Raw genomic sequence first — 26,304 nt, forward strand, 5'->3', positions numbered from 1 at the left:
AATGAAAAATGTAGGGTTTATTGGCTGGCGCGGAATGGTCGGCTCCGTATTGATGCAAAGAATGGTAGAAGAAGGGGATTTTAACGTTATTCACCCGGTCTTTTTTACCACCTCCCAACACGGGGCTGAAGCGCCTGTTTTTGGTGGTCATCGCAGTACGCTGCAAGATGCATTTGATATCGATGCACTGAGCGCACTGGATATTATTATTAGTTGCCAAGGCGGCGATTATACCAATGAAGTGTATCCAAAATTACGTGAAGCGGGCTGGAAAGGCTACTGGATTGATGCCGCGTCTGCACTGCGTATGAAAGACGATGCAATTATTATTTTAGATCCAGTGAACCACCAGCATATCCAAGACGGCTTAAATAAAGGCATTAAGACCTTCGTCGGCGGTAACTGTACGGTGAGTTTAATGCTGATGTCACTGGGCGGTCTATTTGCAAATAACTTGGTTGAGTGGGCTTCCGTCGCAACGTATCAAGCTGCATCCGGTGCGGGTGCGCGTAATATGCGTGAGCTTTTGTCGCAAATGGGTTCTTTACACGCGCAAGTGGCGAAAGAGCTGCAAAATCCGGCGTCGGCTATCTTAGAAATCGAGAAAAAAGTCACAGACTTTACGCGCAGTGGTTCCATGCCAACGGATGCGTTTGGTGTTCCACTCGCGGGCAGTTTGATCCCGTGGATTGATAAAGCGTTAGAAAATGGTCAAAGCCGTGAAGAGTGGAAAGGTCAGGCGGAAACCAACAAAATTCTGGCAACAGGCAGCAATATTATTCCGGTTGATGGTTTATGTGTTCGTGTGGGTGCATTACGCTGCCATAGCCAAGCGTTCACGCTAAAACTGAAGAAAGATGTGCCACTGAACGAAGTGGAGCAGCTGCTGGCTTCCCATAATGAGTGGGTGAAAGTGGTGCCAAATGACCGTGAAATCACGATGCGTGAACTGACTCCTGCGGCAGTGACAGGCACTCTGAGCACGCCAGTAGGGCGTCTGCGTAAATTGAATATGGGCCCTGAGTATCTGTCCGCATTTACTGTGGGTGACCAGTTGCTATGGGGTGCTGCGGAGCCTCTGCGCCGCATGTTGAGAATTCTGCTGTAGTTCGCTTTTCTTAACGAACCTAAATAGGAATGGCACCGGAGTGATTAAACGCTCCGGTGCCATTTTGCTTTATTGTATTGATGCTTACTGTGTTGATAATTATCGTATTGATGAATTACAACGAGACTAACGAATTAAAACGATACTAACAATTTGGCATCAAGATTATTTTCTAAATATCCCTTGGCCGTAAATTGGCTGTAATCCACGGATAGCTTGGTATTGTCAGTAATCTGAATATTCGATCCTAGCTTGAGTGCTACTCCATCTTGCGGTGCATTCACACCATGATAGTTAAGCGGTGGTGCAAGTAGGTCGCGCTGGGCAAATCGAAATGCCATTTCGCGTTCCTGCTTGTCATATTGATGCTGCCAGCCGAGTTCCCCGTGTACATCGATTGAGGATGATTTACCCACTTTCCACTGGTTATCTAAACGTAATCCCAGCGTTGTAGTGGTGGCATCAAGGGATTGGCGACCTGTAACGAACGAGGCTTTTTCTCCTTTTTCTCTAAACCCATGACTTTCCGCATTGGTAAAGGCGAAGTTCACAAACGGCTCGGCGTTGATAAATGCCGATTTCCACGGGTAAGCGGCTTCCATAAACAGGTGGTTGGTCTTGCCTTTATAGTCGGCGGTATTGTGATCGGAATAAATGGATGAGGTGACTGTTCTATCGGTTTTGATGGTGTGCCATGTGTGCCCAAGCCCTGCACGTAAGGTGATTGGCGCTAATTGCAGAGAGCCATAAGCTGCTAAATAATAGTTGTTGCTATGGCTATGACCGACACCACCAGAGACGGAATTTTTGGTAAAACCAGTGCTCATGCCAAAGATAAAGTCATCATTGAAGAAATGCTTATCTGCGCCTAAGAACACGCCATAATTGCTGTTTGTAAAGCCGGAAGCGTTTCCATCGCTTTGTGTTCTGTCCCAATGGTAGGGAATATTTACCCACACATTACCACGGTTATCTCCGCGCTCTTTGACGATATTTTCTGATGCGCGTGTTTGTTGCAGCAGCGTGCCGTGATATTGGCGATGGTTATTCAACTGGCTAGCAAGGGTATCGATATGAATTTGTGGGGATAAGGTTCGAAGAAGATCGTTAATCCCTGCGGTGGTTTGGCTGAGGATTAAACGTTTATATAGGGTGTTATTCAATGGGAGATCTTCAAGGGCGTGAGCAATGGCGGTTTGGTTTGGCGTCTTTGCAAAGGCATCAAAAGTCAGGCCACTACGACCGACGTTGAGTGTGACACGTTGCATCGTGGGTGAACGAGGATCTGCGCCATAATTTAATGTGGTACCAATAAATAGATAGTTAGGTTCGATGCCGTCAAATTTCCCTTGAATATTGGGGGCGCGAATAATTTCATATTGAGTGCGGAATCGACCCAGAATTTCATCTTGACTAGGTATCCGTTCATTGAATGGTTCTGATTCTTCAGCGAAGAACACGTTGACCTTGCCCCCGTTGATGGTCACTGTACCGCCAGCATGTAGGGCGTCAAATTCCTGTATTACATCTTTTTGAATACTCACATAGAATTCACTGCCAGGCTGGAAGATGGCGGTGTTATTCACCGTGAGATGCCTTGTCGGGTCTCTAGTATTATCTCCAGGGGTTAAGATAGCACCGCTGTTAACCACTAAATCATCAACTGAGCCAGAAGCAATAAATCGGGCACCTTGGTTTAATGTCACCGTATTTTTGATGCTGTGACTGAGCGCTAATGTGCCATTAGTGACGTCGACTGGCGCATGTAGGATGTGTTTGACCTCAAGCTTTCCACCATTAACATTGACGGGGCCTGTTAAGTGGTTTTCTTGCGTTAAAACCACACGACCTTGCTGTATTTCAAGCCCTGCAAAACGGTTAGTACCCGTTAAGGTTAATGTTCCTTCCCCTTGTTTAATTAAGCGCCCTTTACCCTCAATATTATTGCTCCAAGTATCGGCTATACCGACGTTTGCAACATCGTCTTGAGTCACACGCTGATCCACAACCCAATCTTCAGCAAGATGTGTTGGTCCTTTGTAGGCTTTCGGTAAGTTAATCAGCCCCCAGTGGCTTTCAGGTTGATTTTGTTTAACTCCCCAGCCCGCTAAAGAGTTTGTGGGATAGGCAGTGCCTGCAATAATTTGCTGCCACTGCGATTTATTAAGATAGGTAAAGCGAGGGCGTAGCAAATACGCGGCATCAGCAGGAACTTGATCTACGCGGAGTGCCGGAGATGGCTGCTCACTTTGCTTAGCGTAGTAACCTAGGTTTTCATTAAAAGAGGGGAGCGAGCCTATCGGTGGTTTGCATTTTTTATCATTGATGGTGCATTGGGTGTTTAGCTCTTGGCGTACTTCTTTGGCTTGGCTAATCAGTGCATTGGCGGTTTTATCCTCTTTTAGTAAATGAGCGAGAAGATAGTAATTGGCGGCGCGTGAGGCAATGGTATCGGTTGGGAAATGCGAACCGACAATCACGCGGCTTTCTCCATAGCCTATGGCTCTATCAAAGAATTGAGCGCCTTTTTCTGGAAAAATTGTCGCAAATATAGCGGCTTGTTTAAACCCATTCCAAGTATGTTCGCTTGGGTAAGAAGAGCCTCTAATATCAATATAGTTTGGGAGATATTCGCCTTTATCATCGAATACTTGATTTGGACGACCACGTGAATAATAGTCTTTGAGAATAAAACCCATTGAACGAGTTTGATTTTGAATTGGGTCATTTGCAAGAGTAGCTAAATGGAATAAATTCTCTAAACGGTTATAGGCTTTAATTTCTTTAAAATCATTATAATTAAATCCCTTTTGATTAAACACGTATTCTCGGTAAATATTAAAAAGATATTCTGGTGTATTTTTTTTATCTTTTTCAGCGTTCTTTTTGCGTTTTCCTGTTAATTGCATTGCCTGCTGGCTAACGTCTTTATCCCACTGCGTGGCTTGAGATTGCAGGGCTGGATACGGCGGTATGACTTGGTTTCTTAGTTCGTCAAATCGCTGATTTCGTTGCTCAATGATGAATTCACTGGCATCAATATAATCGGAGTTTGCAAAGGTAATTTGGGCGTTAAATAGAGCAAATAGACCAAGCGATACCGCGGGAGTTATTTTGTTCATTATAGACCTATAGATTTTTAGAAAGGGTAAAATCTATTTCATCTTAATGAGGTAATTTTTATTTTCTATAAATAGAAAATAAAATGAGACAAACTTTATTTTTATTCTTCATTCTATTAATTAAATTCATTTAGTTATTTAATTAAATTTAAATTGGAATTAATAATAAATAGATACTTAAGATTAAAATTAAATAAAAAAATAACCCTATACCGAAGTATAGGGTTATTCAATGACTTCGCTGGAAAATCGATTAAATATCGATGTTCGCGGCTTTTAAGGCGTTCTCTTCAATAAAGGCACGGCGAGGTTCAACCGCATCCCCCATCAGGGTAGTGAACAGCTGGTCAGTTGCAATGGCATCTTTGACCGTCACACGCATCATGCGGCGAGTTTCAGGGTTCATGGTGGTTTCCCAAAGTTGTTCTGGGTTCATTTCACCAAGGCCTTTATAACGCTGCACGGATAAACCACGACGAGATTCACGGCTTAACCAATCTAATGCTTGCTCGAAGTTGTCGATATTCTGGCGACGTTCACCGCGTTGAATATAAGCGCCTTCTTCGATTAACCCACCGATGATGTCACCTAATTCGGTGATACGGCGGTATTCGCTACCATGAACGAAGTCGAAATCGAGGTTGTAGTCGCTATCAACACCATGGGTACGGATACGGATGGTTGGTTCGAATAGCTGACGCTCGCGGTTTTCATGAATGATATAGCTGTAAGAGCTACCCGCTTGCTCGTTCTCTTCTAAACGCGCCACTAAGGTTTTCGCCCACTCTTCAACTTGCGCACTATCTTTCAGTGCTTCTTCAGTCAGTGTGGATTGATACACTAAGCTGTTCAGCAGCGCTTGTGGGTACAGGCGCTCAAGACGGCGGATAATACGGTGCGCTGCATTGTATTCAACAACCAGTTTTTCCAGTTGTTCACCTTTCATGGCTGGGGCTTCTGCACTTAAGTGCAACTCAGCACCATCCAGCGCGATAGAGATCAAATAGTCATCCATCGCTTCGTCGTCCTTAATGTATTGCTCTTGCTTACCGCGTTTCACTTTATACAGTGGCGGCTGAGCAATAAAGATATGACCACGTTCAACAATTTCTGGCATTTGACGGTAGAAGAAGGTCAACAGTAACGTACGAATGTGCGAACCATCGACGTCGGCATCCGTCATGATGATGATGCTGTGATAACGCAGCTTGTCTGGGTTATATTCATCACGACCAATACCACAGCCTAATGCAGTGATCAGTGTTGCAACTTCTTGGGAAGAGAGCATTTTATCGAAACGCGCTTTTTCCACGTTCAGGATTTTACCTTTCAGTGGCAAAATTGCTTGGTTCTTACGGTTACGACCTTGTTTTGCAGAGCCGCCCGCAGAGTCCCCTTCCACTAAGTATAATTCAGATAATGCAGGGTCACGTTCTTGGCAGTCAGCCAGTTTACCCGGCAAGCCTGCTAAATCTAATGCCCCTTTACGGCGGGTCATTTCACGCGCTTTACGTGCAGCTTCACGGGCACGCGCAGCATCAATGATTTTGCCAACAACGATTTTAGCGTCGTTTGGATTTTCTAATAAATACTCAACCAGCTTCTCGTTCATCATGGTTTCTACAGCGGTTTTCACTTCTGAAGAAACGAGTTTTTCTTTGGTCTGAGAAGAGAATTTTGGATCTGGCACTTTCACAGAAATAACGGCAATTAAGCCTTCACGCGCATCGTCACCTGTTGCGTTGACTTTACTTTTCTTCTGGTAGCCTTCTTTTTCCATGTAGTTGTTCAGGGTACGGGTCATCGCAGCACGGAAGCCCGCTAAGTGGGTACCGCCATCGCGCTGAGGAATGTTGTTAGTAAAGCAGTAAACATTCTCTTGGAAACCGTCGTTCCACTGCATGGAAACTTCCACACCAATACCGTCTTTCTCTGTGGAGAAATAGAATACGGATGGGTGAATTGGGGTTTTGTTGCGGCTCAGATACTCAACGAAGGCCTTGATCCCACCTTCGTAGTGGAAATGGTCTTCTTTGCCATCGCGTTTATCAATTAAACGGATGGAAACCCCCGAGTTTAAGAATGAAAGTTCACGTAAGCGTTTTGCCAGAATGTCGTATTCGAATTCAGTGACACCTTTGAAGGTATCCATGCTTGGCCAGAAACGTACGCGAGTCCCTGTCTGGTCAGTTTCACCGACGACAGTCAGAGGACCTTGTGGCTCGCCGTGTTTGTATATTTGTTCGTGAACTTTACCGTCACGGCGGATCACTAATTCAAGTTTTTCAGATAAGGCGTTAACAACCGAAACACCTACACCGTGCAAACCACCGGAAACTTTATAGGAGTTGTCGTCAAATTTACCACCAGCGTGCAGAACGGTCATGATAACTTCTGCAGCGGAGACACCTTCTTCTTCGTGGATGCCAGTAGGGATACCACGTCCATCATCTTGGACAGAGACGGAGTTATCGGCATGGATAGTGATGACGATATCGTCACAGAAACCCGCTAAGGCTTCATCGATAGCGTTATCCACAACCTCGAAGACCATGTGATGAAGACCTGTTCCATCGTCGGTATCACCGATATACATGCCCGGGCGCTTACGCACCGCATCCAGTCCTTTTAATACCTTGATACTTGAGGAGTCATATGTATTCGACATCAACGTTTCCTGCTCTTTCTATTCCTGAGGTTGAACTTCTATTTTGCCTTGCTCTACACTAAACATCTTACTGTTGGCATCAATCATATCATTGACTTGCGCCGGTGTAATAGCACTTACAAACACTTGTGCTTGCGTAGCTTTGAGTCGAGCCGCTAATAATTGCCGGCGACCAGAATCAAGTTCTGAAGCAAAATCATCCAGTAGATACAGGCATTGTTGCCCGCTCTGTTGGGTGAAATATTCACCCTGCGCTAACCTGAGTGCACACATTAATAATTTCAGTTGGCCGCGAGAGAGCATATCTTCAACGGGAATGCCGTTGGCTCGAATTCGCAGGTCAGCTTTATGTGGCCCCGATGCGGTGTAGGTTAACGCTCTATCGCGCTCAAACTGCCGCTCTAACTGTTCTGAATAATCAATTTCTTTGTCCCAACCACGTTGGAAAGAGACTGAAAGTGAAAATTCGGGTAAAAATTGTTTGCAGGTTTGCTCAATATTTTCTGCGATACCTGCAATATACTCGCCGCGCCATTGGCTAATTTGTTCGGAAATTGGGGCGAGTTGCTGATCCCAATGGCGAATTTGCTCATAACGAGTCACTTGTCGTAAAGCCGCATTTCGCTGCTTTAACAAACGTTTTAAGTCCGACCACGTCGAGAAAAAGAGGGCTTCATTATGAAAGCATCCCCAATCGATAAACGCACGTCGATATTTTGGACCGCCGTTCAGCAAGGTAAACCCTTCAGGGGTAATGAGCTGCATTGGCAATAACTTTGCGAGTTCTGCAATTTTATGCCCGTCGGTACCATCAATTCGGACTTTACTGTCGCCTTCGCGGTTTTTACTCAAACCCAGCGACAATGTTTTACGTTCGGTGTCTGAGTGTCCCAGTTTACCATGTAAAATAAATTGTTCTTGGTCATGACGGATAACTCTGTTCGCCTGAATGCTGCGAAAGGCCCGTCCATGTCCAAGTGTATAAATTGCTTCCAGTATACTGGTTTTGCCACTCCCATTAGGCCCAATTAAAAAATTGAACCCAGTTGCAAGGGAGAGATCGGCGTCTTCTATATTACGAAAATCGCGGATCAATAAACGCGAAAGGATCATACTGAATGATTACAAACGCATTGGCATAACAACATATACCGCAGAGCGGCTTGCTGAGTCTTCAATTTGTACGCTAGAAACGGCATCCGTTAAAAACAGTGTGACACTTTCGCTTTTCAGCGCGTTCAAGACGTCGAGGATGTAACTGACGTTAAAGCCAATTTCCATCTCACCACCTTGGTAATTAACATCAACAATTTCTTCCGCTTCTTCTTGCTCAGGGTTATTCGCCGTGATGCGTAATTGGTTTTCACTGAAGAATAAGCGTACGCCACGGAATTTTTCGTTAGATAAAATTGCTGCGCGTGAGAAAGCTTGTTTGAGCAAATCACAGCGAGCTTCTAAGGTTTTATCTGGATTCTTTGGCAGAACGCGGCGGTAGTCAGGGAAACGACCGTCAACGAGTTTAGAGGTAAAGATAAAGTCGCCAACATGGGCGCGAATATTGTTGCTACCAATTTGTAGCTGCAATAATGCATCGCCGCCATCGAGTAGGCGCATCAATTCCATGACACCTTTGCGAGGTACGATCACAGAATGAGATGGCAATTCTTGACCAATATCCATTGAGCAAACTGCAAGGCGGTGACCATCTGTGGAGACAGTTCTCAGCATTTGCCCTTCAGTTTCAAACAGCATGCCGTTCAGGTAATAACGAACGTCTTGGTGTGCCATTGAAAACTGGGTCGCTTCAATTAAACGTTTCAGTATGGATTGAGGCAGAGAGAATTCGACTTCGCTTTGCCAGTCATCTAAGTTCGGGAAGTCAGCAGCAGGTAAAGTAGATAATGAGAAACGGCTGCGCCCAGAGCGGACAAGCAGTCGGTCATCATTAAGCTCGACTTGGATTTCAGAACCTTCCGGTAAACCACGCCAAATATCAAAAAACTTGCGCGCAGGCACCGTGGTGGCACCAATTTCATGCTCACGAGTGAGCGGAACATTGGCCATCATCTCCATTTCTAGGTCGGTTCCCGTCAGTTGCAGGGCACCTTCTTTTACGTGAAGTAAAAGGTTTCCTAAAATAGGCAACGTTGGACGTCCACCTAAAGGGCCACTAACCTGTTGTAACGGTTTTAATAACTGCTCGCGTTCTATAATAAATTTCATAGCAATTAAGATGATAATGTTCTGATTAGATTTGAAAAATCTTCTTTGATGTCATGGCTTTCTTCTCGTAATTGTTCAATTTTACGACAAGCGTGCAACACCGTGGTGTGGTCACGACCGCCAAAAGCATCCCCGATTTCAGGTAAACTATGGTTTGTCAGCTCTTTCGCCAGTGCCATTGCCATCTGACGCGGACGAGCGACAGAACGAGAACGACGTTTAGAAAGTAAATCAGCGACTTTGATTTTATAGTACTCAGCAACAGTTTTCTGAATATTATCAATAGTTACCAGCTTTTCTTGCAGTGCTAATAGGTCACGTAACGCTTCTCGAACAAAGTCGATAGTGATAGCGCGACCGGTAAAATTCGCGTTAGCAATAACACGGTTTAATGCACCTTCTAACTCACGCACATTAGAACGTAAGCGTTTTGCGATGAAAAATGCCACTTCACCGGGCAGTTGGATTTCATTCTCATCGGCTTTTTTCATCAAAATAGCCACACGGGTTTCTAACTCGGGTGGTTCAATCGCAACGGTCAAACCCCAGCCGAAACGGGACTTTAATCTATCTTCCACACCGTTGATCTCTTTTGGATAACGGTCGGAGGTTAAAATAATTTGTTGATTGCCTTCAAGCAGGGCGTTGAATGTATGGAAAAATTCTTCTTGTGAACGCTCTTTGTTGGCAAAAAATTGAATATCATCAATCAGTAAGGCATCAACAGAACGGTAATAACGTTTGAATTCTTCAATGGCGTTATTCTGCAATGCTTTGACCATATCTTGTACAAATCGTTCAGAATGCATATAGACCACGCGGGCGTTGGCCTTGTGCTGCATGATGCTATTACCCACGGCGTGTAATAAGTGCGTTTTACCTAAACCCGTTCCACCATAAAGGAACAGTGGGTTATAAGCGCCACCAGGGTTTTCAGCAACTTGCCTCGCGGCCGCGCGAGCCAGTTGGTTTGATTTACCTTCAACGAAGTTATCAAACGTGTGTTTTGGGTTCACATTCGAACGGTATGACACGTCTGGTTGAACTTTAGCTGAGTTATCCCAACTTGGTTTTACTGGTGCAGATGGTGCGGCGAACGCAGGCATTTCATTATTAGTGCGTACTTGAGGGCTCACCGGCGCGATGGTCATCGGTTTGTTGCCTACTTCAAAGTGTAGAGCAGGGGCATCAGAACCGCAAAAGTCATTCAATAATTCATTGATATTATTGATGTACTTATCTCTCACCCAATCAAGGACGAAACGATTCGGGGCATACAGTGCCAGTGTATTATCGTTTAATTCAGCTTGAAGAGGGCGTATCCACATACTGAATTCTGTGGCAGGTAGTTCATCCTGCAATCGGGCAAGACATTGCTGCCAAAGCGAAAGTGACACGTTGGACTCCCCTAACAAGGTCAATGAAACAAGAATTACGGATTTCGTTAAGAATTTTTTACTGGCAACTATTCCATTAGTCACTTTTCGTGGTCACTAAGAGAATAGGGGGCCAGAGAAGGTGTTTGACTAACTTTTACTCACCATATCTATCCACAGCCTATTCCTGATCCTCCGATCAGAAATAGACCTGCGATCATACCGCAAAATTCACTCAAGATCTCCATTCTTTTACACAGTTTTTATGCTTTTTATCCACAGGCAAATGTGATAAGGCGGCTCTGGTAGGGGAGAATTTTGCTGGGTGATCGCGGGCAACGACAAATTTTCCACATGTCTGGGGATAACTTTAGCCTATATATAGAAATTATCTCCCAAGATCAAAAAATATTTTCGGATCCCGCTAAGATCCTTGCGCTTTAGGGAGGAGTCCGTATAATCTTCCTCCCTGTGTACACTGCGAATGTCACTTTTTATGATGAATTTAGGCAGCATGGTTTTATGGATAACGTCAATAAACGCTTGAGTTGATTGAAAGTTAAACGGTTAGACTTGCCTAAAAGGCAGCATGAATGAGTTCCATACGTAGCTTGTCACAGCACATATCGGCAAACCGGTCAGCCAGGTTTAAATAAAAAGTGGTTTGATTACGTCATTTTATTGACGTGACCCCCTATGTTTTATTACAATCCTGCCTCTTTCTATATTGTTGCGATAGAGGCACAGGTGTAAATCAGTTTCCACTGGTTGCCAACGCGTTTACTGAATCAGTAATAAATTTTAAAGTTAGGTAGAAATCGTTATGAAACGCACTTTTCAACCGTCCGTACTGAAGCGCAACCGTTCACACGGTTTCCGTGCTCGTATGGCCACTAAAAATGGTCGTCAGGTTCTGGCTCGCCGTCGTGCTAAAGGCCGCGCTCGTCTGACCGTTTCATCTAAGTAATAAAGCTAGCCCTCTATAGTGGTTACGCTCGCTTTTACCCGGGAGTTACGTTTGTTAACTCCCAGGCATTTCGACAATGTCTTCAAGCAGCCGCAGAGGGCGAGTTCCCCAGAGATAACAATCCTTGGTCGCCTTAACGAGCTGGGGCATCCCCGCATCGGTCTTACCATCGCCAAAAAAAATGTTAAACGTGCTCATGAGCGTAATCGTATCAAGCGATTAGCCCGTGAATATTTTCGTTTGCATCAACATGAGTTGCCTTCAATGGACTTTGTGGTTCTGGTTCGCAGAGGGGTAGCCGATCTCGACAATCAACAGATTACGGAATCATTGGATAAGTTATGGCGTCGTCACCGTCGCTTGGCTCAAAAGTCCTGATCATGCTGATCAGAGGTTACCAACTGGCTATTAGTCCGTTGTTAGGACCTCGTTGTCGTTTCAATCCCACATGCTCTAATTACGGAATTGAGGCATTGCGCAGGTTTGGTATGCTAAAAGGTAGTTGGTTAACTGCCAAACGCGTATTAAAATGCCACCCTTTACACGCTGGTGGAGATGATCCTGTCCCACCTAGAAAAACTGATGATAATAGAGAATTATAACGATGGATTCCCAACGCAATCTTCTACTCATCGCTTTGTTGTTCGTGTCGTTCTTAGTTTGGCAGGCTTGGGAGAGCGATAAAGTTGCTCAGGAAACCAAGGCTGTTCAAGTTTCGCAGCAAAAGACGGACATGCCGAGCAGTGCAAGCAATGATGGTCAAGCGGTCACAGGTAGTGAACAAGGTAAGCTTATTGCCGTTAAAACCGATGTACTTGATATTCGTATCAATACTCGTGGTGGTGATATCGATGAGGCTGATCTGTTAGCCTATCCAGCAACCCTGAATTCACCAAACCCATTCCGTTTATTGGAAACCACACCAGGTTTTGTTTATCAGGCACAAAGTGGTCTGATCGGTCCTCATGGTCCAGACAATCCAGCGAATAACAATGGTCAACGCCCTCTTTATACTTCAGATGCAGCAAGCTTTGAGTTAAAAGATGGTCAAGACGAATTACGTATTCCGATGTCCTTCACCGATAATAACGGTGTGGTTTATCAGAAGACGTACATTCTGAAGCGTGGCAAATACACTGTTGATGTTGAATACAACATTCAAAACCCAACTGCGCAGCCTTTAACGCTTGCGTTCTTCGGTCAATTAAAGCAAACCATCGCTTTACCTGAACAACGTGATACTGGCAGCAGCAACTTTGCTCTGCATACCTACCGTGGTGCGGCTTACTCTTCTGATGAAAATAACTATAAAAAATATAGTTTCAGTGACATCGAAGATAAAAACTTAAGCCTGACAACCAAAGGTGGTTGGGTCGCCATGCTGCAACAATACTTTGCAACTGCGTGGATCCCAGCTTCTTCTGAGCAAAGCACTTTCTACACCATTGATCTCGATAAGAAATCAGCTATCGTTGGTTATAAGAGTGAACCTCTGACCATCGCATCAAATGGTGCTGCGACCTACTCTTCTACACTGTGGATTGGTCCTGAAATTCAGTCAGAAATGGCGGAAGTTGCTCCTCATTTAGACTTAACCGTAGATTATGGTTGGTTATGGTTTATCTCTCAGCCACTGTTCAAACTGTTGAAATTCATTCACGGTTTCGTCGGTAACTGGGGTATTGCCATCATCGTTATCACCTTTATCGTCCGTGGTATTATGTACCCGCTGACTAAAGCGCAGTACACCTCAATGGCGAAAATGCGTTTACTGCAACCTAAACTGGCTGCAATGCGTGAGCGTATTGGTGACGATAAACAACGTATGAGCCAAGAAATGATGGCGCTGTACAAATCAGAAAAAGTAAACCCACTGGGTGGTTGTTTACCGCTGCTGATTCAAATGCCAATCTTCCTTGCGTTGTACTACATGTTGATGGGTTCTGTTGAACTGCGTCACGCACCGTTCTTTGGTTGGATCCAAGACTTGTCTGCACAAGACCCGTACTACATCCTACCAGTGCTGATGGGTGTGACGATGTTTGTTATCCAGAAGATGTCACCAACTACCGTGACTGACCCAATGCAGCAGAAGATCATGACTTACATGCCAGTCGTGTTTACCGTGTTCTTCCTGTGGTTCCCATCAGGTCTGGTTCTGTACTATATCGTGAGCAACTTAGTCACCATTATCCAGCAGCAAGTTATTTACCGCGGTCTGGAAAAACGTGGCTTACATAGCCGTGATAAGAAAGCGAAGAAATAATCTAAATTCCAATCGAGTTTAGAGGGCTTCACAAAGCCAGATTCTATAGTAACATTGAGGCGATCCATTTAGGGTCGCCTCAATTTTTTTAGTCATAGACAGAGAAACATCATGCAAATCAACGATACTATCGTCGCACAGGCAACCGCTCCCGGTCGTGGTGGGGTTGGAATTTTACGTGTATCCGGCCCGCAAGCAGCTCTTGTTGCTGAAACAGTACTCGGAAAGTTACCGAAGCCGCGCTATGCCGATTATCTGCCATTTCGTGATGCAGATGGCTCTGTCCTTGACCAAGGGATTGCTATTTATTTCCCGGGACCTAACTCTTTTACCGGGGAAGATGTTCTTGAACTACAAGGGCATGGCGGTCCTGTTATCCTCGATTTATTACTCAGAAGAATTCTGACCATTGCCAATATCCGTATTGCCAATCCGGGGGAATTTTCTGAGCGTGCATTTTTAAATGACAAACTCGATTTGGCGCAAGCTGAAGCAATTGCCGACCTGATTGATGCGAGTTCAGAACAAGCGGCGCGTTCCGCGATGAACTCTTTGCAAGGTGCCTTTTCCTCCCATATTCATCAATTGGTGGAAGCACTCACTCACTTGCGTATCTACGTGGAAGCAGCGATTGATTTCCCAGATGAAGAAATTGATTTTCTATCTGACGGTAAAATTGAAGCCAAATTAAACGAAGTAGTGGCGGACTTAGAAGACGTACGCTCACAGGCTCGCCAAGGGAGTTTGTTGCGCGAAGGCATGAAAGTGGTGATTGCCGGTCGTCCAAACGCAGGTAAATCTAGCTTATTGAATGCATTAGCGGGGCGCGAAGCGGCGATTGTGACGGATATAGCAGGTACCACCCGTGATGTGTTGCGCGAACATATTCATATCGATGGTATGCCGCTGCACATTATTGATACCGCCGGTTTACGTGAAGCCAGTGATGAGGTAGAGCGCATCGGTATCGAACGCGCATGGAAAGAGATCGAGCAAGCCGACCGTGTTCTATTTATGGTAGACAGCACTACGACGGATGCTACGGAGCCACAAGAGATTTGGCCTGAATTTATGGCTCGCTTGCCAGAAACATTGCCGGTCACGGTTATTCGTAATAAAGCGGATAAAACAGGGGAATCTGTAGAGTTTGTTGCCGATGCTCGTTATCCGCTAATTCGTTTATCTGCTCGTGAAGAAAAAGGTATCGATTTGCTGCGCGATCACCTGAAAGAGACTATGGGCTTCAATAGCAATACGGAAGGCGGCTTCCTTGCTCGTCGTCGTCACTTACAAGCATTAAATAATGCGGCAACCCATCTTGCTCAAGGTTATGACCAGTTAGTGAATGCTCGCTCTGGTGAGCTATTGGCTGAAGAGCTACGTTTAGCTCAGCAAGAACTGAGCGAAATTACGGGTGAATTTACCTCTGATGATTTGTTAGGGCGTATTTTCTCGAGTTTCTGTATTGGTAAGTGATTAAGATAAATAGATAGAAAAACCATTTTCTTGACATCGGGAAAATGGTTTTAGCCCACAGAAATTACCAGTAAATTCATTTAAGCAGTGAGTGGATATAGGCTAGTCAATTACCCGACTTGGATGGGTAAACACCGTCGCTTTACCTTGGCGGCAGAAACCGACCAGCGTTAAATTGGCTTTTTCGGCGACTTCAATCGCGAGGGACGTTGCAGCAGAGACGGCAAATAAAATTTCCGCACCACAGCTTGCGGCTTTTTGTACCATCTCATAACTTGCGCGGCTAGACACCAAAATAGCCCCTTGTTGCCAGTCAGAGCGGCTTTTCATTCCCAGTAGCTTATCCAACGCCACATGGCGACCCACATCTTCGCATCCGCCCACTAAACGACCTTCAGGAGAGATCCACGCAGCGGCATGAGTGCAACCGGTTAATGCGCCAATTTCTTGAACTGTCTTCAATTCTTGTAGGGCGTTATCGAGATAAGATAATGAGAATGTTTGAGTGAATGGCAGCGGAGTGATAGGCTTGAATATCTCATCGAGCTGTTCTGTACCACAAATACCGCAGCCAGTTCGCCCAGTCAGATTACGACGACGCTCTTTGAGCGCCATAAAACGGCGGCTTGATAACTCGATATGAACTTCAATGCCTCGGTGACAACCTTGCACAATATCAATTCCGCGAATTTCATCACGGGATTGTATGATCCCTTCTGATAATGAAAAACCGACAGCAAAATCATCCAGATCTTTGGGTGTCGCCATCATTACCACATGAGATATCCCGTTATAGACGAGCGCGATAGGGATTTCCTCTGCAACGAAATCATTAACCAGCGAACCGAGGTTATTTTTTTGTTGCACGATTGTGGATTGAACGCCGATCATTTTAGATAATTTGGGGTTATTTGTAGTATTTGTTTCATACATTAGATGAATTCCTATCACTAATGATACATAATATTCGATATGGGTAAAAAGAATTTACACCATTTATCAGGCAATGAACCTGAATACGTAAGGAAGACGTTGAATAAGAACAGTTTACCTCAAATTTTATAACGAAGTTAGGTAAACATGAGCAATGTATATGAGGAGATCCCCCATGCAAGTCAGCAGAAGGCAGTTCTTTAAGATCTGCGCTGGCGGTATGGCAGGTACAACGGCAGCAGCGCTGGGTTTTGCTCCAGCAACTGCATTAGCCTCTACACGCCAGTATAAATTACTGCGTGCTAAAGAGACTCGAAATACCTGTACCTACTGTTCTGTCGGCTGTGGGCTGTTAATGTACAGCCTAGGTGATGGCGCGAAGAATGCGAAAGAAAGCATTTTTCATATCGAAGGGGACCCGGATCATCCGGTAAACCGTGGTGCACTTTGTCCTAAAGGTGCAGGATTAATCGACTTTATCCACAGTGAGAGTCGACTCAAGTATCCAGAAGTTCGCGAACCAGGCACTAATGAATGGAAACGCATCACTTGGAACGACGCGTTTGACCGCATCGCCAAGTTAATGAAAGAAGACCGTGATGCAAACTTCATTAAACAGAATAAAGATGGTGTAACGGTCAACCGTTGGTTAACCACCGGTATGCTGTGTGCATCAGCGGCAAGTAACGAAACAGGTTTTGTCACCCAAAAATTTAGTCGCGCCCTCGGCATGCTTGCCGTGGACAACCAAGCGCGTGTCTGACACGGACCAACGGTAGCAAGTCTTGCTCCAACATTTGGTCGCGGTGCGATGACCAACCACTGGGTTGACATTAAAAACGCAAACCTGATCGTCGTTATGGGCGGTAATGCGGCAGAAGCGCATCCAGTCGGTTTCCGCTGGGCGATGGAAGCGAAAATCCACAATAAAGCAAAATTAATCGTTATCGATCCACGCTTTACCCGTACTGCGGCTGTGGCGGATTTTTACACGCCTATCCGTTCAGGTACCGATATTGCCTTCCTATCAGGTGTTATCAAATACTTGCTGGATAACGAAAAAATTCAACGTGAATACGTTGAGGCGTACACCAACGCTAGCTTAGTTATCCGTGAAGACTTCGGTTTTGATGACGGTCTGTTCACCGGTTACGATGCAGAAAAACGTCAATACGACAAAACCACGTGGAACTACGAGATGGATGAGAACGGCTTAGCGCTGCGCGATCCGACTCTGAAAAACCCACGTTGTGTTCTGAATCTATTGAAAGAGCACGTGAGCCGTTATACCCCAGAAGTGGTTAACAACATCTGTGGTACGCCAATCAAAGACTTCTTACAAGTCTGCGAATACATTGCAGAAACTAGCGCGAAAGACAAAACAGCGTCCTTCTTATATGCGCTGGGTTGGACTCAACACACCGTTGGTGCGCAGAACATTCGTACCATGGCGATGATCCAGTTACTGCTTGGTAACATGGGTATGTTAGGTGGTGGTGTTAACGCACTGCGTGGACACTCTAATATCCAAGGTCTGACTGACTTAGGTCTGTTATCTCAGAGCTTACCGGGTTACCTGACATTACCATCAGAAAAACAAACAACTTTAGAAAGCTATTTAGCGGCGAATACACCAAAAGCGACCGTTGCTGGTCAGGTGAACTATTGGGGTAACTACCCTAAATTCTTCGTCAGCTTAATGAAAACTTTCTATGGTGATAAAGCGCAGAAAGAGAATAACTGGGGCTTCGACCTGTTACCTAAGTGGGATCAGGGCTACGACGTTCTACGTTATTTCGAAATGATGGATAAGGGCGAAGTTAACGGCTATATCTGCCAAGGCTTTAACCCATTAGCCTCATTCCCGAACAAGAACAAAGTCTCGAAATCGCTTTCTAAGCTGAAGTTCTTAATTACTATCGACCCGCTGAACACAGAAACCGCAAACTTCTGGCAAAACCACGGCGAAATGAACGATGTGAAACCGGAAGAGATTCAAACCACCGTGTTCCGTCTACCATCTTGCTGTTTCGCTGAAGAAAACGGTTCAATTGTTAACTCAGCACGTTGGTTACAGTGGCACTGGAAAGGTGCGGACGCCCCGGGTGAAGCTATCAGTGATGGCGAAATTCTGTCGGGTATCTACCATCGCCTGCGTCAAATGTATGAAACCGAAGGCGGCGCAGCACCTGAACAGGTTCTGAGCATGACTTGGGATTACCTCGACCGCGATAATCCAACGCCGGAAGAAGTGGCTCAAGAAAGTAACGGTTACGCATTAGAAGACCTGAAAGATGCCGACGGTAACGTGATTGTGAAAAAAGGCGAACTGCTTAGCTCGTTTGCTCAATTACGTGATGACGGTACAACAGCGAGCGGCTGCTGGATCTTCTCTGGTAGCTGGACGCCGAAAGGTAACCAAATGGCTAACCGTGATAACTCCGACCCAACTGGTCTGGGTAACACATTAGGTTGGGCATGGGCATGGCCACTGAACCGTCGTGTGATTTATAACCGTGCATCTGCTGATCCAATGGGTAAACCATGGGATCCGAAGCGCCAAATCCTTGAGTGGAATGGTAGCAAGTGGGTAGGTATGGATATTCCAGACTATAGCACAGCAGCGCCAGGAAGCGGTGTCGGTCCATTTATCATGCAGCCTGAAGGTATGGGGCGTTTATTTGCACTGGATAAGATGGCAGAAGGTCCATTCCCAGAGCATTACGAACCAATCGAAACGCCGCTGGATACTAACCCGCTGCATCCAAATGTGGTGTCAAACCCTGCTGCTCGTGTGTTTAAAGACGACTGGGCGCAAATGGGTAAAGCGACTGAGTTCCCATACGTGGGTACCACTTACCGCTTAACTGAGCACTTCCACTATTGGACGAAGCATGCACTGTTAAATGCCATTATCCAACCTCAACAGTTCATTGAAATTGGTGAACGTTTAGCGAAAGAAAAAGGCATCGAGCAAGGCGATACGGTTAAAGTTAGTTCTAAACGTGGTTACATCAAAGCGAAAGCCGTGGTCACTAAACGCATTAAAACCCTGCAAGTGGATGGAAAAGACATCGATACCATCGGTATTCCAATTCACTGGGGCTTTGAAGGTGTTGCAGTGAAGGGCTTTATCACCAACACATTAACGCCATATGTGGGTGATGCGAATACTCAGACGCCGGAATTTAAATCATTCCTTGTCAACGTGGAAAAGGTGTAAGGAGATAAATTATGTCAATGCAATCTCAGGACATTATTCGTCGCTCGGCCACCAATTCCCTGACGCCCGCACCTCAGGTGCGGGACTATAAGGAAGAAGTTGCAAAGCTGATTGACGTCACAACCTGTATCGGCTGTAAAGCGTGTCAGGTTGCGTGTTCCGAATGGAACGATATCCGTGACAAAATCGGAACAAACGTTGGGGTGTATGACAACCCAACGGATTTAACCGCTAAGTCATGGACAGTCATGCGCTTCTCTGAAGTGGAAGAGAACGATAAATTTGAATGGCTGATCCGTAAAGATGGCTGTATGCACTGTGCTGATCCGGGTTGCCTGAAGGCATGTCCGTCAGAAGGCGCAATCGTCCAGTACAAAAACGGTATCGTGGATTTCCAATCTGAACACTGTATCGGCTGTGGTTACTGTATCGCGGGTTGCCCGTTCAACGTGCCACGCATCAACAAAGAAGATAACCGCGCATACAAATGTACGCTGTGTGTCGACCGTGTTGAAGTCGGTCAAGAGCCTGCTTGTGTGAAAACATGTCCAACTGGCGCTATCCATTTTGGTAGCAAAGAAGACATGATTGGCATGGCTGGCGAACGTGTTGAAGAGCTGAAAACTCGTGGTTATGCAAACGCAGGTTTATACGACCCACAAGGTGTGGGCGGTACGCACGTTATGTACGTATTGCACCATGCAGATAAGCCGCAGTTGTATCACGGATTACCAGAAAACCCGACCATCAGCCCAACAGTTACCTTCTGGAAAGGTATCTGGAAGCCGATTGCTGCGGTTGGTTTTGCGGCAACATTTGCGGCGGCAATTTTCCACTATGTGGGAATTGGTCCAAACCGCGTCTCCAAGAAAGATGAAGAAGAGGCTCTAGAAGATTTGCACAACGCAATGTCGTCTGACACTTCGAAATCAAAAGAAGGGGAGGATCAGAAATGATGCCAGATGATAACGACAAAATTATTCGCCATAAACCGATTGAAAGGATCAATCACTGGGCGGTTGTGATTTGCTTCTTGTTCACGGCTATCAGCGGACTAGGCTTTTTCTTCCCATCGCTGAACTGGTTTATGAACATTTTAGGCACGCCACAATTGTCTCGAATTTTGCATCCATTCGTGGGTACGGCAATGTTCTTGCTGTTCGTCTTTATGTTCTTCCGTTATTTCCACCATAACTTCATTAATAAAGAAGATATTAAATGGGGGAAAAATATCGGTAAAGTACTGAAAAACGAAGAAGCTGGCGACGTAGGCCAATACAACCTCGGTCAGAAAGGGGTGTATTGGGTGGTCACTATCTGCTTACTGGCATTGGTTGTCACTGGTGTGATTATGTGGCGTCCATTCTTTGCAGATTATTTCCCAATTCCAGTGTACCGTGCAGCGATTCTTATTCACTCGCTGTCAGCCATTGGCTTGATCCTGATGATTGTTGTGCATGCATATGCGGCAATTTGGGTCAAAGGCTCTGTGCGTGCGATGGTTGAAGGTTGGGTAACACGTGGTTGGGCGAGAAAGCACCACCCACGCTGGTACCGCGAGCTAGTTGCTAAAGAGAAACAGCAACAAGAGCAGCAAGAGAAAAACTAAGGGTTTTTATCTCGATGAATCAAGCCCACAACATTGGTTGTGGGCTTTTTTTATCACTAAAATAGATAGTGCTAATCACGGATTGTGAAACTGTAAATTAGCGCACATCCCAAAAGAACTAATACGGCAGAAAACCCAACATACTGGTAATTCACCGATAAAATCCCGCCAGCTAATCCCCCCGCAATAAAAGAGAGTACCGCCAAGAGTAAAACTGTTTTGCTGCTATCTTCAGGCACATTTTTTAAAAAGGCATTAATGCAGGATGTGGTCATGCCGGTGACATAGGTGGAATGGATCCCAACCGTGCCCGCCTTATTAAAATAACCATTTTGAATGCCCATTGATAAGCTGATCAGCAAAATGGCTAAATCAGGCGAATACAAAGGCTGGATGAAAAAATAAATAGTGAAAACACTACTAAATATTAAAAATACCAGACCTAGAACAAAGCGATATAACACAATTGCGCTATGCTTGAGCCGAATCCAAGAACCTAAAAATGTTCCTGCAAAAAATCCTAATATGGAAATTGCAGAGAGTAGCAACATGCCAATATTCATTTTGGCGAGGTAAATCATACTTAAAATGCTATTTCCTGTCAGATGGCCAGTAAACACCTCAAAGATGACAAATGAGCAGGCATCGACAAATCCGCCAATAAAGGCAAGCAATAAAAAGAAGGGTGTGTGAGACTTCGCTTCGAAGTGAAATAATGACGACATATTATTGCCCTTTATGCGGATAGAGAGCACACCATTATAGGTGCCAATTGGATTAACATCATGGAAATAACAGTATTTATATCAAATAAAAATACCTTAATACCAATTTGTTATTTCCACAGACAAACTAGGGTTAACAACGGTGAATATTCGGAGGGCTAGAGTAGCCTATCAGTGACTTTTGTTTTATCCTGACGGGTACAACGGCAAGACTTGCTGGTTAATCGAATATTTTCTTAGAGGCTTGCGGGGAAATGCGAATAGGCAATTTCTCGGGGTAAGTTGTTATAAAAAATATAAAAGAGAGAGAGCAATGGGTATTCGTATCGTCCCGAAAGAAGAATTAGGTCAAGAAAGATTAAAAGAGAAAGGCATCGGTTTTATTCCGCCTGTTTTATTCCCGAATTTAAAAAGCCTTTATCAACGTCGTGCAGAAAGATTAAAAGAGCTAGGCGTTGGTGAACATCCTTTTGCAGATTATCTGAACTTCGCTGCGGAAGTGGCAACGGCGCAAAATAATGCGCAGCATGACAATCCATTAGAGATGGATATGGAAGCGGTTTTAGCACGTTCAATGGCAACGAATACCGCACCATTAGACGCAAAAACATTTCCACGTACGGATCACTGGCACAAATTATTACGTTCAATCATCGCCGAATTGATGCCGATCGTGCCAGATTCTGTGCATACTGCACTCGAAAACTTAGAAAAAGCCTCAGAAGCTGAACTCGAAGAGATGGCAACTGCGCTATTAAACGAACAGTTTGAAAAAGTCCCTGCGGATAAATCTATGTTCATTTGGGCGGCATTGTCTGTCTATTGGGCACAAATGGCGGCCAATATTCCGGGTAAAGCTCGCGCAGAGCACGGCGATCACCGTCATTACTGCCCTGTGTGCAACAGTATGCCTGTCTCCAGCATTGTACAAATTGGGACTAGCCAAGGTTTACGCTATTTACACTGCACACTGTGTGAAACAGAGTGGCACATGGTTCGTGTGAAATGCAGTAACTGCGAACAAACTCGTGATCTTAACTACTGGTCACTGGATGATGAAAATGCAGCAGTGAAAGCGGAAAGCTGTGGTGACTGCGGTAGCTATCTGAAAGTGTTATATCAAGAGAAAGAAGCCAAAGTGGAAGCGGTAGCGGATGATTTAGCTTCGATCATTTTAGATGCGCGTATGGAAGAAGAAGGTTTTGCTCGTAGCAGCATTAACCCATTCTTATTCCCGGGCGAAAAATAATCTGTTAGCGACACAGTAAGAAAAGAGAAGAGTGACTATGGATGAATCGAATGTCGCGCTATACCGCCAGTTACCTGCCATCGACAAGCTTTTGCAATGCGATGAAGCACAGATATTGGTGGAAAAATCGGGTCTACATTGGGTAACAGAATGCCTACGTGAAATGCAGGAACAAGCGCGAGCGTCTATTGCACAAGACGGATGTTTACCGGATTGGCACGGTGATTGGTTAGCAGAACTTTCTGTTCGCCATGATGAGTTGCAACACAGTGCGTTAAAAAACGTCTTTAATTTGACGGGGACTGTGTTGCACACCAACCTAGGGCGTGCAGTGATGTCCAACTCTGCCATTCATGCTGTTTCGCAAGTGATGAGTTCACCAGTCACGTTAGAATATTCTCTTGATGGCGCAACGCGAGGACATCGCGACCGCGCCATTGCTGATTTACTGTGCCAACTCACAGGAGCAGAAGATGCCTGTATTGTGAATAACAATGCAGCAGCGGTTTTACTGTTATTAGCCACCGTTGCCCCGCAGCGGGAGGTGATAGTCTCTCGCGGTGAGCTGGTGGAAATTGGGGGCGCATTTCGCGTCCCCGATGTGATGGCTCAGGCTGGCTGTAAATTGGTTGAAGTGGGTACCACGAACCGAACTCATTTACGGGATTATGAAAATGCCATTAATGACCAAACTGGGTTGTTAATGAAGGTGCATACCAGTAACTACAGCATTGAAGGCTTTACCGCGGAAGTTGAAGGGGAAGAGCTGGCTGTTTTAGGGCAAAAATACCAATTACCGACGGCGATTGATTTAGGCAGTGGGTCGATGATTGATATGACCGCGTATGGATTGCCTGCGGAGCCGATGCCACAAGCATATTTATCTCAAGGCATTGATTTAGTCTCTATTTCAGGAGACAAATTACTGGGAGGGCCTCAAGCGGGGATCATTCTCGGTAAGAAAAAATGGATTGATGCCATTCAAAAACACCCTTTAAAACGCGCCCTTCGCGTAGATAAAATGGTGCTGGCTGCGTTAGAAGCGACGCTAAAACTCTATCTAACCCCAGAAAAACTCACCACTGAACTGCCAACATTACGCTGGTTAACTCGTTCTCAAGAAGAAATTAGGCAGAGTGCCGAAAATATCCTCGTGAAGCTGCAAGCCTATTATGGGGATCGCTTCTTTGTCGAGGCTGAGCCTTGCTTATCGCAAATTGGTAGCGGCTCTCTTCCTGTTGACCGATTACCCAGCTATGCGATTACATTCGCGCCTCTTGATGGAAAAGGCGGTAATTTAGAGCGTCTTGCCAGCCGCTGGCGTCAATTACCTCAGCCAGTTATCGGGCGCTTAAAAGAGGGCAAATTGTGGCTAGACCTACGTTGCCTTGAGAATGAACACGCGTTAGTGCAGGCGTTATTGTCATGATTTTTGCGACAGCCGGTCATGTTGACCATGGTAAAACATCGTTAATTCAAGCGCTGACAGGCGTGAACACTGCGCATCTTCCAGAAGAGAAGAAACGCGGAATGACTATCGACCTCGGCTATGCGTATTGGCCGCAATCTGATGGTAGCTCAATCGGTTTTATTGATGTTCCTGGGCATGAGAAATTCCTCGCAAATATGTTGGCGGGGATCGGTGGAGTTAATCATGCTTTACTGGTGGTGGCGTGCGACGATGGAATAATGGCGCAAACCCTTGAGCATTTGTCGATTTTACGACTTGCGGGTTGCCAAGATGTCTCGGTGATTTTAACCAAAGCCGACCGTGTTGATGAACAGAGAGTGGCAGACGTTACTCAGCAGGTTCATGCGGAACTGCGTCGCCAAGGCTGGTCGAATGCGCCACTATTTATTACTTCAGCAAGTACAGGGCTGGGTATTGATGCGCTGCGTCAATACTTGCAGCAACTGCACCAACAACACAATTCTTCTACTGACCTGCAACAGCGTTTCCGTTTAGCCATCGACCGTATTTTCCATGTGAAAGGGGCGGGGATTGTGGTCACAGGAACGGCGCTTGCGGGTAAAGTGAATGTGGGTGAGTCCTTATGGGTGACGGGGGCGGATACTCCAGTCCGAATTCGTGGTATTCATCGCCAAAACCAAGTGGCTGAGTTTGCTCAAGCAGGAGATCGCGTCGCGCTGAATTTAACGGGGAACATAGATAAAGAATCGATAACCCGCGGTGATTGGCTGCTGGCAGAACAACCTGCTTTTATCGCTTCTCGGGTGATAGTGGAACTGACCTGCGATGCGCCACTCAAACATTGGCAACCCGTGCATCTTTACCACGGTGCAAGTCACATTACAGGGCGAGTCTCTTTGCTGACGGAATCAGGCGAAACGCCGATGTTGGCCGAGCTGATTTTAGATACGCCACTGTGGCTGGTGGATAATGACCGATTAATTATTCGCGATATTAGTGCGCGACAAACCCTAGCTGGTGCGCGTGTTATTCGCTTAGTCTCTCCGCGTCGTGGTAAGAGACAGCCTGAGTTCCTCGATTGGTTATCTCGTTTATGTGCTACGGATGATGAGCTGGCGCAGCTTAACTTACAGTTACCTAGTGGTGAGCTAGACTTAAACAGTTACGGTTGGTCGCGTCAGTTAACTCAGTTGGCATTAGATTCCTTGCTGGAACAAGTTGATATCGTCCGTGTCGGCGATGTAGTACTTTCGGCGTTTAAGGCGCAGGTTGCCAAGGATAAATTGATTCAATCCCTCGAAAACTTCAATGAAGTTCATAGTGACCAGATAGGTGTAGGTAAAGCGCGATTGAAACGAATGGCGCTACCCACGATGGATGAAACCTTGGTATTCAAATTGATTAATGATTTGATTGCCGAGGGGGCGATTAAGCAGACTCGTGGCTGGCTGCATATGCCGCAGCATGGGTTAGTGTTTGATGCCAAGCAGCAAGGTATTTGGCAACAAGTGGAAGGGCTATTTACACATCCGGAAGCTCGCTGGGTACGCGATATTGCCGTAGAAACGGGTCACGATGAAGATACTATTCGCCGTATATTGAAAAAAGCCGCACAAATGGGGCTGATCGTGGCGATTGTGCGCGATAGGTATTATAGCAGCGAACAGATCCGTCAATTTGCCCAAATTATTTCGTGCCACTGTGCTGAGCACGAGGTGATTTTTGCCGCTGATTTTCGTAATGAATTGGGTATTGGCCGCAAACTGGCGATTCAAATTCTCGAGTTCTTTGATAAAAGCGGCTTTACTCGTCGTAAAGAAGATGGGCATTATTTACGAGACAAAGGCATTTTTGTTGAATAAATTGTAGGGTTTCCGCCATTATAATGCTGGCAGTTTTATTAACCTCGATACCTTTTTGTGAATTG

Annotated in this window: 19 protein-coding genes; 12 read left to right on the forward strand and 7 right to left on the reverse strand. The window is 45.5% G+C overall.

The features are described from left to right. Window position 1: 1 nt before the first annotated feature. Entirely contained in the window at window positions 2-1,108 is a 1,107-nt protein-coding gene (gene asd, locus PR799_RS11955) for an aspartate-semialdehyde dehydrogenase (RefSeq protein WP_154603205.1), read from the forward strand. Window positions 1,109-1,242: 134 nt separating this feature from the next. Here asd and PR799_RS11960 read toward each other — a convergent pair whose 3' ends face one another. The 5 genes from PR799_RS11960 to dnaA all read right to left on the reverse strand — a co-directional run bounded on the left by PR799_RS11960 (window position 1,243) and on the right by dnaA (window position 10,518). Further along, a complete protein-coding gene (locus PR799_RS11960) occupies window positions 1,243-4,230 on the reverse strand; it encodes an autotransporter domain-containing protein (RefSeq protein ID WP_272522157.1) in 2,988 nt (995 codons plus the stop codon). A gap of 253 nt (window positions 4,231-4,483) precedes the next feature. After that, a complete protein-coding gene (gene gyrB / locus PR799_RS11965) occupies window positions 4,484-6,898 on the reverse strand; it encodes a DNA topoisomerase (ATP-hydrolyzing) subunit B (RefSeq protein WP_154628050.1) in 2,415 nt (804 codons plus the stop codon). An 18-nt stretch (window positions 6,899-6,916) separates the two neighbouring features. Further along, window positions 6,917-8,011, reverse strand: coding sequence for a DNA replication/repair protein RecF (gene recF / locus PR799_RS11970; protein ID WP_154628049.1), 1,095 nt, complete (start codon window positions 8,009-8,011; stop codon window positions 6,917-6,919). A gap of 9 nt (window positions 8,012-8,020) precedes the next feature. Further along, window positions 8,021-9,121: a DNA polymerase III subunit beta gene (gene dnaN / locus PR799_RS11975; RefSeq protein WP_154628048.1), complete on the reverse strand. Its 1,101-nt coding sequence runs from the start codon at window positions 9,119-9,121 to the stop codon at window positions 8,021-8,023. A gap of 5 nt (window positions 9,122-9,126) precedes the next feature. Then, window positions 9,127-10,518: a chromosomal replication initiator protein DnaA gene (gene dnaA / locus PR799_RS11980; protein WP_036950671.1), complete on the reverse strand. Its 1,392-nt coding sequence runs from the start codon at window positions 10,516-10,518 to the stop codon at window positions 9,127-9,129. An 802-nt stretch (window positions 10,519-11,320) separates the two neighbouring features. Here dnaA and rpmH point away from each other — a divergent pair. From rpmH to mnmE, 5 genes are all read left to right on the forward strand, one after another. Further along, window positions 11,321-11,464 carry a 50S ribosomal protein L34 gene (rpmH, locus tag PR799_RS11985; protein ID WP_004906236.1) on the forward strand — a complete coding sequence of 48 codons (144 nt, stop codon included), beginning with the start codon at window positions 11,321-11,323 and terminating at the stop codon, window positions 11,462-11,464. An 18-nt stretch (window positions 11,465-11,482) separates the two neighbouring features. Continuing rightward, window positions 11,483-11,842 (forward strand): ribonuclease P protein component, encoded by a 360-nt coding sequence (rnpA, locus tag PR799_RS11990; protein ID WP_006660612.1) that lies wholly within the window; start codon window positions 11,483-11,485, stop codon window positions 11,840-11,842. After that, window positions 11,806-12,066 carry a membrane protein insertion efficiency factor YidD gene (gene yidD, locus PR799_RS11995; protein WP_006660611.1) on the forward strand — a complete coding sequence of 87 codons (261 nt, stop codon included), beginning with the start codon at window positions 11,806-11,808 and terminating at the stop codon, window positions 12,064-12,066. The genes rnpA and yidD overlap by 37 nt, the downstream gene beginning before the upstream one ends. A gap of 2 nt (window positions 12,067-12,068) precedes the next feature. Further along, window positions 12,069-13,730, forward strand: coding sequence for a membrane protein insertase YidC (gene yidC, locus PR799_RS12000; RefSeq protein ID WP_036950675.1), 1,662 nt, complete (start codon window positions 12,069-12,071; stop codon window positions 13,728-13,730). 111 nt (window positions 13,731-13,841) lie between these two features. After that, entirely contained in the window at window positions 13,842-15,206 is a 1,365-nt protein-coding gene (gene mnmE, locus PR799_RS12005; RefSeq protein ID WP_036950677.1) for a tRNA uridine-5-carboxymethylaminomethyl(34) synthesis GTPase MnmE, read from the forward strand. A gap of 102 nt (window positions 15,207-15,308) precedes the next feature. Here the strand turns inward: mnmE and fdhD are convergent, their stop codons facing one another. Then, window positions 15,309-16,139, reverse strand: a complete 831-nt coding sequence (gene fdhD / locus PR799_RS12010; RefSeq protein ID WP_272522158.1) for a formate dehydrogenase accessory sulfurtransferase FdhD — start codon at window positions 16,137-16,139, stop codon at window positions 15,309-15,311. Window positions 16,140-16,314: 175 nt separating this feature from the next. Between fdhD and fdnG the strand changes: the two genes are divergently transcribed. Genes fdnG through fdoI form a run of 3 tightly spaced genes read left to right on the forward strand, consistent with a single transcriptional unit; the run spans window position 16,315 to window position 20,971 of the window. Then, window positions 16,315-19,362, forward strand: a complete 3,048-nt coding sequence (gene fdnG, locus PR799_RS12015) for a formate dehydrogenase-N subunit alpha (protein WP_154599595.1) — start codon at window positions 16,315-16,317, stop codon at window positions 19,360-19,362. An 11-nt stretch (window positions 19,363-19,373) separates the two neighbouring features. After that, window positions 19,374-20,318, forward strand: a complete 945-nt coding sequence (gene fdxH / locus PR799_RS12020; RefSeq protein WP_036950684.1) for a formate dehydrogenase subunit beta — start codon at window positions 19,374-19,376, stop codon at window positions 20,316-20,318. Continuing rightward, window positions 20,315-20,971, forward strand: a complete 657-nt coding sequence (gene fdoI / locus PR799_RS12025; RefSeq protein WP_036950687.1) for a formate dehydrogenase cytochrome b556 subunit — start codon at window positions 20,315-20,317, stop codon at window positions 20,969-20,971. The genes fdxH and fdoI overlap by 4 nt, the downstream gene beginning before the upstream one ends. Before the next feature lie 71 nt (window positions 20,972-21,042). Here fdoI and PR799_RS12030 read toward each other — a convergent pair whose 3' ends face one another. Beyond that, window positions 21,043-21,696: a YoaK family protein gene (locus PR799_RS12030; RefSeq protein WP_272522160.1), complete on the reverse strand. Its 654-nt coding sequence runs from the start codon at window positions 21,694-21,696 to the stop codon at window positions 21,043-21,045. A 313-nt stretch (window positions 21,697-22,009) separates the two neighbouring features. Between PR799_RS12030 and fdhE the strand changes: the two genes are divergently transcribed. From fdhE to selB, 3 genes are read left to right on the forward strand one after another with little or no spacing between them, the layout of a single operon-like run. After that, window positions 22,010-22,945 (forward strand): formate dehydrogenase accessory protein FdhE, encoded by a 936-nt coding sequence (fdhE, locus tag PR799_RS12035; RefSeq protein ID WP_154628043.1) that lies wholly within the window; start codon window positions 22,010-22,012, stop codon window positions 22,943-22,945. A gap of 37 nt (window positions 22,946-22,982) precedes the next feature. Next, complete coding sequence (gene selA / locus PR799_RS12040) at window positions 22,983-24,374, forward strand: L-seryl-tRNA(Sec) selenium transferase (protein WP_272522161.1); 1,392 nt, start codon at window positions 22,983-22,985, stop codon at window positions 24,372-24,374. Beyond that, entirely contained in the window at window positions 24,371-26,239 is a 1,869-nt protein-coding gene (selB, locus tag PR799_RS12045; RefSeq protein WP_154628041.1) for a selenocysteine-specific translation elongation factor, read from the forward strand. The genes selA and selB overlap by 4 nt, the downstream gene beginning before the upstream one ends. The last annotated feature ends 65 nt before the right edge of the window (window positions 26,240-26,304 follow it).

The organism is Providencia sp. PROV202, from assembly GCF_028479565.1.
Taxonomy (GTDB): Bacteria; Pseudomonadota; Gammaproteobacteria; order Enterobacterales; family Enterobacteriaceae; genus Providencia; species Providencia zhijiangensis.

Excerpts from the sequence above, each read along its gene's own strand:
- recF (WP_154628049.1), bottom strand. The coding sequence starts at position 8,011 with ATGATCCTTTCGCGTTTATTGATCCGCGATTTTCGTAATATAGAAGAC.
- selA (WP_272522161.1), top strand. The coding sequence starts at position 22,983 with ATGGATGAATCGAATGTCGCGCTATACCGCCAGTTACCTGCCATCGAC.
- PR799_RS12030 (WP_272522160.1), bottom strand. The coding sequence starts at position 21,696 with ATGTCGTCATTATTTCACTTCGAAGCGAAGTCTCACACACCCTTCTTT.
- mnmE (WP_036950677.1), top strand. The coding sequence starts at position 13,842 with ATGCAAATCAACGATACTATCGTCGCACAGGCAACCGCTCCCGGTCGT.
- fdhE (WP_154628043.1), top strand. The coding sequence starts at position 22,010 with ATGGGTATTCGTATCGTCCCGAAAGAAGAATTAGGTCAAGAAAGATTA.
- yidC (WP_036950675.1), top strand. The coding sequence starts at position 12,069 with ATGGATTCCCAACGCAATCTTCTACTCATCGCTTTGTTGTTCGTGTCG.
- fdhD (WP_272522158.1), bottom strand. The coding sequence starts at position 16,139 with ATGTATGAAACAAATACTACAAATAACCCCAAATTATCTAAAATGATC.
- rpmH (WP_004906236.1), top strand. The coding sequence starts at position 11,321 with ATGAAACGCACTTTTCAACCGTCCGTACTGAAGCGCAACCGTTCACAC.
- dnaN (WP_154628048.1), bottom strand. The coding sequence starts at position 9,121 with ATGAAATTTATTATAGAACGCGAGCAGTTATTAAAACCGTTACAACAG.
- asd (WP_154603205.1), top strand. The coding sequence starts at position 2 with ATGAAAAATGTAGGGTTTATTGGCTGGCGCGGAATGGTCGGCTCCGTA.
- PR799_RS11960 (WP_272522157.1), bottom strand. The coding sequence starts at position 4,230 with ATGAACAAAATAACTCCCGCGGTATCGCTTGGTCTATTTGCTCTATTT.
- fdxH (WP_036950684.1), top strand. The coding sequence starts at position 19,374 with ATGTCAATGCAATCTCAGGACATTATTCGTCGCTCGGCCACCAATTCC.
- fdoI (WP_036950687.1), top strand. The coding sequence starts at position 20,315 with ATGATGCCAGATGATAACGACAAAATTATTCGCCATAAACCGATTGAA.
- gyrB (WP_154628050.1), bottom strand. The coding sequence starts at position 6,898 with ATGTCGAATACATATGACTCCTCAAGTATCAAGGTATTAAAAGGACTG.
- yidD (WP_006660611.1), top strand. The coding sequence starts at position 11,806 with ATGGCGTCGTCACCGTCGCTTGGCTCAAAAGTCCTGATCATGCTGATC.
- selB (WP_154628041.1), top strand. The coding sequence starts at position 24,371 with ATGATTTTTGCGACAGCCGGTCATGTTGACCATGGTAAAACATCGTTA.